We start from the raw sequence: 7,156 nt of genomic DNA on the forward strand, positions 1-7,156 counted from the left end.
CCGACGGCCGGGTGAGCGTGGATGTTACGTCCTGCACCGGCATGTGCGATCAGGGCCCCGCCGCGCTGGTGAACGGCCTGGCGCTGACACGCCTGGATGCGGCGCGCATCCGCGAGATCGCGGCGCTGGTGGCGGCGGATGTGCCCCTGGCGCATTGGCCACAGGGCTGGTTCGCCGTCTCCAACAACGTGCATCGGCCCGGACTGCTGCTGGCCGACCTGGAGCCGCGGGAGGCGGGACTCGCCGCCCTGTTCGCCCGCGGTGCCCCCGCGGTGCTCGCCGAGATCGAGCGCGCAGGGCTGCGCGGGCGGGGCGGCGCCGGCTTCACGACGGCGCTCAAGTGGCGGTTCTGTCGCGAAGCCCCCAGTCAGCACGGGCGGTCGGACAAGGTCATCGTCTGTAATGCCGACGAGGGCGAGCCGGGCACCTTCAAGGACCGCGTTCTGCTCAGCGCCTATGCGGATCTCGTGTTCGAGGGCATGACCATCGCCGCCGGCATCGTCGGCGCGCAAACGGGCTTTCTGTATCTGCGCGGCGAGTATCGGTATCTGCTGGACCATCTGCAGGCGGTGCTGGCCCGCCGCCGCGCCGGCGGCCTGCTCGGCACCCACATCGGCGCCGATGCGGGGCAGGGTGGCGGCTTCAGCTTCGACATCCAAATCCACCTCGGCGCCGGCGCTTACATCTGCGGCGAGGAGTCCGCGCTCATCGAGTCCCTGGAGGGCAAGCGCGGCATCACCCGCAAGCGCCCGCCCTTCCCGGTCACCGAGGGCTACCTCGACCGGCCCACGGTGGTGAACAACGTCGAGACCTTCCTGGCCGCCGCCCGCATCGCCGAGCATGGCGGTTATTGGTTCCGCAGCGAGGGCACGGACCGCTCCGCCGGCAGCAAGATCTTAAGCGTCAGCGGCGACTGCGCGCGCCCCGGCATTTACGAGGTGCCCTTCGGCACACCGGTGGCCGACGTGCTGGCGGACTGCGGCGCCGAGGACACCCAATCGGTGCAAGTCTCGGGCGCCGCCGGCGTCACACTCACCCCGGCGGAATTTCACCGGGTGCTGGCCTTCGAGGACCTGCCCACGGCGGGCTCCTTCATGATCTTCGACCAGCGCCGCGATCTGCTGGAGATGGTGCAGAACTTCGCCGGCTTCTTCGCGCACGAGAGCTGCGGCTTCTGTACGCCCTGCCGTGTCGGCGGGCGCCTGGTGCTGGATCTGGTGAACAAAGTGGCGGCGGGTGCCGCCGGCAAGCACGACCTGGATGAGCTGCGGGATATCGCCCTGGTGATGCGGCGCGCCAGCCACTGCGGGCTCGGCCACACCGCCGCGAACCATGTGCTGAACACCCTGGACAAGTGCCCGCACATCTACCGGGACCGGCTGCGGGTTTGCGATTACACACCGTCCTTCGACCTGGACGGGGCATTGGCGGTCGCGCGTGCACTGACCCACCGCGACGATGCCGAGGCCCACCTGACGGCGGACGCGTGACGGGCGCTGCGGAGCATTGGTGATGAGCAACGAGCAACAGCGATCCACGTTCACCCTGGACGGCCGGCGCATTGCATTTACCCCCGGCCAGACCATCATGGATGCGGCGCTGGCGGCGGGGGTCTATATCCCGCACCTGTGCCACAAGCCAGGCTTTGCGCCCCACGGCAGCTGTCGGGTCTGTGTGGTGCGCGCCGATGACCGTGAGGTCTCAGCGTGCACGGCGCCGGCGGCGACGGACATGCGCGTGGAGAGCGAAGTGGCGGACATCCGTGCGCTGCGGGTGGCTGTGCTGCAGATGCTCTTCGCCGAGGGCAATCATGTCTGCCCGGCCTGCGAGGCGTCCGGCAACTGCACGCTGCAGGCCGTGGCCTACCATTGCGGCATGCTCACGCCCCGCTTCCCCCAGCGCTTTCCGCGACGGGCGGTGGACGCCTCCCATCCGGATTTCATCCTGGATCACAACCGCTGCATCCTGTGCGAGCTCTGCGTGCGGGCGAGCCGCGATCACGACGGCAAGCGTGTCTTCGCCGTCAGCGGCCGGGGGATCGCGAGCAAGCTCATCGTCGATGCGCCGAGCGGGCGGCTCGGCGACACGGACTTCAGCGCCGATGATGCCGCCGCGCACGTCTGTCCGGTGGGCGCCATCCTGCGGCGGGATGAGGCCTTCCGGGTGCCCATCGGGCGGCGGCGCTTCGATGTGGCGCCGGTGAGTCGGGTTGGGGATGTCCAGACGGACCCGGATGTCCCGGCCGGAGCCGCGGAGGTGTTGCCATGAATGCCCGCATCGCGCCCGCCGCGGGCAACAAGGTCCGCGTCGCCACCGCCTCCCTGGCGGGTTGCTTCGGCTGCCACATGTCCCTGCTCGACATCGACGAGCGGATTCTGGACCTGGTGGAACTGGTTGAATTCGACCGCACGCCGCTCACGGATATCAAGACCCTCGGTCCCTGCGATCTGGGTCTCATCGAGGGTGGCGTCGCCAACGCCGAGAATGTGGAGGTGCTGCGCGCCTTTCGCCGCCAGTGCAAGGTGCTGGTGGCCCTGGGGGCCTGCGCCGTCACCGGCGGGATTCCCGCCATGCGCAATAACGTGCCATTGGCGGAATGCCTGGACGAGGCCTTCGTCCACGGCATGGGTGTCGCCAACCCGGGCATTCCCAACGACCCGGAGCTGCCGCTGTTGCTCGCCCAGGTGCACCCGCTGCACGCGGTGGTGCAGGTGGACTATTGCCTGCCCGGCTGCCCGCCCAGCGCCGATGCCATCTGGAGCCTGCTCACGGCGGTGCTGGCGGGCGAGCCCCTGCACCTGCCGCCGGCGCAGCTGCACTACGACTGAGCGGCGCAGTTCATGACACCCGGAGGGCGCGCGCATGTCGACCCCACTTGAAACCGCAACCCATCCCCAGCGCTTGCGCCGGGTCTGCATCGAGCCGTTGACGCGGGTGGAAGGCCACGGCAAGGTGACGCTGCTGCTGGACGACGACGACCAGGTGCAGCAAGCGCGACTGCACATCGTGGAGTTCCGCGGCTTCGAGCGCTTCATCCAGGGCCGGCCCTTCTGGGAGCTGCCGGTGACGGTGCAGCGCCTGTGCGGCATCTGCCCGGTGAGCCATCACCTGGCGGCGGCCAAGGCCTGCGACCGGCTCGTGGGCGTGCCCGAGCTCAGCCCGACGGCGGACAAGGTGCGCAGGCTCATGCACTTTGGGCAGGTACTGCAATCCCACGCGCTGCATTTCTTTCACCTGTCGTCCCCCGACCTGCTGTTCGGCTTCGACGATGCGCCGGCGCATCGCAACATCGTCGGCGTCATCCACGACGAGCCGGAGCTCGCCCGGCGCGGCGTCCTGCTGCGCCGCTACGGCCAGGAGGTCATCCGCGTCTGCGCCGGCAAGCGCATCCATGGCAGCGGTGCCATCCCGGGCGGCGTCAACAAGGCCCTCGACAACGCCGACCGCGAGCTGCTCGCCGCCGACATCGCCCAGGTCATCGACTGGGCCGAAGACGCCGTGGCATTGATGCAGCAGCTGTTCGCGGCCGGCGGCGACGCCTACCGACGCTTCGCCTCCGAGCCCGCCAACAGCCTGAGCCTGGTGCGTCCCGACGGTGCGCTGGAGCTCTATGATGGGCGCCTGCGCGCACGCGATGCCCAGGGCGAGCCCATCATCGAGCAGGCGTCGGACCAGGACTATGCCGAGCTCCTGCAGGAGCAGGTCAAGCCCTGGAGCTACATGAAATTCCCCTTCATCGCCGCGCTCGGGCCCGAGACCGGCTGGTACCGCGTCGGTCCCCTGGCGCGGGTCAACAACTGCGACTTCATCGACACACCGCGGGCGGAGGCGGCGCGGCGGGCGTTTGCGGCGGTGGGGGAGGGCAGGCCGGTGCAGTCGGTGCTCGCCACCCACTGGGCCCGGCTCATCGAGCTGCTGCACTGCGCCGAGGCCATCGCCCGGCTGCTGGACGACCCCGACATCATCGGTGCCGATCTGCTGCGCGAGGGGACCCCCGCCCGCAGCGGCATCGGCGTGCTCGAGGCCCCCCGCGGCACCCTGTTCCACCACTACGAGATCGACGCCGACGGCCTGGTGACCCGCGCCAATCTCATCGTCTCGACGACGAACAACAATCAGGCGATGAACACCGCCATCCGCCGGGTTGCACAGGATGCGCTGAACGGGCACACGCTGACCGAGGGGCTGCTGAACCGCATCGAGGTGGCCATCCGCGCCTTTGATCCCTGCCTGTCCTGCGCCACCCATGCGCTGGGGCAGATGCCGCTGGCGGTGACGCTGGCGCGCGTCGACGGCGTGGTGCTGGACAGGCTGCGGCGGGATGCGGACGGGGCGGTGCGCCGCGACGCCGCCGAATCCCATGCGGGCGCCGCGTCGGCATGAGCCTGCTGGACCCGGAACCGCCCCGTCAGGCCGGCGAGCCGCGGCCGGCGCTGCTGATCATCGGCGTGGGCAATCCGGATCGGGGTGACGATGCCATCGGCCCCCTGCTGTTGGAGCGCCTGCGGGCGGACTTGCCCGCCGGCACCGACGCCGGCGCCGGCACGGTGGCGCTGTTGGACGCCTATCAGCTGCAGCCCGAGCACGCGCTGGAGCTGCGCGAACGCCGCCTGAGCATCGTCGTCGACGCCGCCGCCGGTGGCCCGGCGCCCTTCAGCGTCACTGCGGTGGCCCCGGCACCCGCCCCGACCATCACCACCCACAGCCTGAGCCCGGCGGCGCTGGCAGCCGTGTATCAGCAGCTCTTCGGACAGCCTCCGGCCCTGACCCTGCTCGCCGTGCGCGGCGAGGCCTTCGGGCTGGGTGCCCCGCTCAGCGCCGCGGCGGCGCAGCATCTCGCGGCGGCCCTGGATTGGCTGCGCGCGCTGCTGCGATCGGAGAATGATTTCGCCAAACGCAAGCCGATGCCAAACGGGCGCATACGGGCGTAGCCGCTACGGCCTGCCAAGGGTGACATAGCCGGTGGTGTCGCCGTCGCCGGAGAGCCCGAAGCCCATGTAGAACGGACCCAACCAGGTGTCCGCCCCGAAAAAGAGGCTGCCACCATAACGGGTCGCGCTGGGATTGAGAGACTCGATCACATCCCATTGCCGCCCGATCTCCAGCGATCCGCCGAGGTAGAGGCCCTTACCGAGCGGTGGGGTCAGCGTGGTGAGGAGATGATGGTAGACCAGACTGCCGAACGCGTACTCGTTGCCACGAAACTGCTCGTTGGCGTAGCCCGAGAGCTTCAGGAAGCCGCCGAGCGGGAACTGGTCGTAGTAGGGCATGGCGTTACCGAAGGCGGTCCCGCCACGCAGGTTGGTCACCAGCGTGTTGGGGCCGCGACTGAGCGCCTTCATCGCCTGGATCTCGGCCCTGATGTAGTCCTGTTGCGCCCCGAGTGCCGTCGTCGGTGCGAATAGGTCCATCACAGCAAAGCTGCCGCTGCGCGGGATGCCACCGCTGTCGCGGGTATCGTGGAACAGCCGGGCGCGCAGGCCCGACTCCGTCATGCGTGCTTCGGGCACCAGGGGCGAGCCGGTGTCGACTTTCGCATCGACGGTGCCGAACAGGACGCCGAGCCGCAGCTCGGCGAAACGGCCGAAGGTGGTGCCCACGTCCACGCCCACGCGTCGGCGCGTGATGTCGTAGCGGGCCACCCGGTCATTGCCCTGAAAGACGCCCAGTGGGACCATGCCGAGGTCCACGTAGGGGGCAACGAAGGCGGTGCGCGCGGCGTCGACGGGCTGGTAGAGCTCGGAGTAGAGATCAGACTCATTGCCCAGGCTGACCTGTGTCAGCCATTCGCCACCCAGGTCATTGATCCAGGTCTGTCGGTAGGTGGCGCGCAGTCCGAAGCGACTGTCGCCCTGGAAGTCGCTGGTGAGGCCGACGCCGAAGCTCAGGTAGCCGGGGCCCCAGGCCTTTTCGACGGCGTCGACGACGAGCAGGTGACGCCCGTCCTCGCGCTCGATGCGGTAATTGACGCGCTCGAAATCTCCCCGGCCGTAGAGGCGGTTCAGGTCGCTTTCGAGCTGCGAGCGATCGAGCGGCTTGCCCTCGTGCCGGTCCGCAATGGGCTCGAACAGCTCCGCACTGACGCGCTCCAGTCCTACGATGCGGACCTCGTCGATACGCTCGACGGGTTGGCGCCGACGCTCCACCGATGCGCGCCAGGCGGCATACGCCGCGGGGCTCACGCCCAAGCGGGCGAGTTGCTCCGAGACCCGCCGGGCGGCGGCGACGCCGGTGGCGATGGCCTCGGGCCCGCGGTTGAAGTCGCCGGAGCCGATGTCGCCGAGCTGCGGTGTCACCAGAATATCGCGGCGCGGGTCGATCTCCGTCAGCGACCGCGCCTCGTTCTGGGCGAACACAAAGTTGATCATCTGCCCGATGCTGCCGAGCACCGAGCTGAGCTGCTTGCGGGTTGGCGGATTCGACTCCAGCCTGACGACGATGAGCCTGTCCACGCCCATCGCGCGCGCGATGTCGACGGGGAGGTTGCGCACCAGTCCACCGTCGACATAGATCCGGTCATCGGTCTCCAGGGGGGCGAAGACGCCGGGCACGGCCATGCTCGCGCGCATGGCCAAGGGCAATGGCCCCTGGTCGAAGACCACCATTTCGCCGGTCTCGAGATCGGTGGCCACGGCCCGAAACGGGATCGGCAGCTGATCGAAGTGTGCGACCCCCTCCGCACCCGCGGTCAGGTCACTCAGGTACAGGAGCACCTCCTGCCCCGAGATCGCACCCTTGGGCAGGCGCAGCTCGCCATCGCGCTGGCCGACGCTGAAGCCGAAGGTGGGGTTCAGGCTTTGCTCTTTGCGCCGCATGGGCCACTCGGCCCGCGGGGGATCGTCGTCGAAGAGCTGATTCCAGTCCACCGATGTCAAGGCTTGCTCCATGTCGGCGGCGCTCAGCCCCGCCGCGTAGCCGCCGCCCACCAGCGCCCCCATGCTGGTGCCGGCGATGGCGTCGATGGGCACCCGCAGCGCCTCCAGGACCTTGAGCACCCCGATGTGGGCCGAGCCCTTGGCGCCGCCGCCGGCCAGCACCAAGCCGATCCGGGGACGTGAGGATTCGGCCGCCGCTGCGGCTGGCGTTGCGGCCAGCGCGGCGATGGCAGCGGCCCCCAGGCAGAGCGCAACGATCATCGGCTTCATGCTGTCTCCTG

Annotated in this window: 6 protein-coding genes; 5 read left to right on the top strand and 1 reads right to left on the bottom strand. The window is 69.5% G+C overall.

Annotated features, from left to right (window positions below; genetic code table 11):
• From QZ588_RS17385 to QZ588_RS17405, 5 genes are all read left to right on the top strand, one after another.
• Positions 1-1,490 (top strand): NADH-ubiquinone oxidoreductase-F iron-sulfur binding region domain-containing protein (locus QZ588_RS17385; protein WP_295544305.1); only part of this gene is annotated, 1,490 nt, incomplete at its 5' end.
• Between the two features lie 22 nt (positions 1,491-1,512).
• Positions 1,513-2,268, top strand: coding sequence for a 2Fe-2S iron-sulfur cluster-binding protein (locus QZ588_RS17390; protein ID WP_295544306.1), 756 nt, complete (start codon positions 1,513-1,515; stop codon positions 2,266-2,268).
• Positions 2,265-2,828, top strand: coding sequence for an NADP oxidoreductase (locus tag QZ588_RS17395; RefSeq protein ID WP_295544308.1), 564 nt, complete (start codon positions 2,265-2,267; stop codon positions 2,826-2,828). Before QZ588_RS17390 ends, QZ588_RS17395 begins: the two co-directional genes overlap by 4 nt.
• 34 nt (positions 2,829-2,862) lie before the next feature.
• Complete coding sequence (locus tag QZ588_RS17400; protein ID WP_295544309.1) at positions 2,863-4,383, top strand: Ni/Fe hydrogenase subunit alpha; 1,521 nt, start codon at positions 2,863-2,865, stop codon at positions 4,381-4,383.
• Positions 4,380-4,931: a hydrogenase maturation protease gene (locus QZ588_RS17405; protein ID WP_295544311.1), complete on the top strand. Its 552-nt coding sequence runs from the start codon at positions 4,380-4,382 to the stop codon at positions 4,929-4,931. Before QZ588_RS17400 ends, QZ588_RS17405 begins: the two co-directional genes overlap by 4 nt.
• Positions 4,932-4,934: 3 nt before the next feature.
• Here QZ588_RS17405 and QZ588_RS17410 read toward each other — a convergent pair whose 3' ends face one another.
• The gene (locus tag QZ588_RS17410) at positions 4,935-7,145 is read right to left on the bottom strand and encodes a patatin-like phospholipase family protein (RefSeq protein ID WP_295544313.1); all 2,211 of its coding nucleotides are present in this window, start codon (positions 7,143-7,145) and stop codon (positions 4,935-4,937) included.
• Positions 7,146-7,156 lie beyond the last annotated feature (11 nt).

This window comes from uncultured Thiohalocapsa sp. (assembly GCF_913062725.1).
Lineage (GTDB): Bacteria > Pseudomonadota > Gammaproteobacteria > Chromatiales > Chromatiaceae > Thiohalocapsa.

Excerpts from the sequence above, each read along its gene's own strand:
- QZ588_RS17390 (WP_295544306.1), top strand. The coding sequence starts at position 1,513 with ATGAGCAACGAGCAACAGCGATCCACGTTCACCCTGGACGGCCGGCGC.
- QZ588_RS17395 (WP_295544308.1), top strand. The coding sequence starts at position 2,265 with ATGAATGCCCGCATCGCGCCCGCCGCGGGCAACAAGGTCCGCGTCGCC.
- QZ588_RS17400 (WP_295544309.1), top strand. The coding sequence starts at position 2,863 with ATGTCGACCCCACTTGAAACCGCAACCCATCCCCAGCGCTTGCGCCGG.
- QZ588_RS17405 (WP_295544311.1), top strand. The coding sequence starts at position 4,380 with ATGAGCCTGCTGGACCCGGAACCGCCCCGTCAGGCCGGCGAGCCGCGG.
- QZ588_RS17410 (WP_295544313.1), bottom strand. The coding sequence starts at position 7,145 with ATGAAGCCGATGATCGTTGCGCTCTGCCTGGGGGCCGCTGCCATCGCC.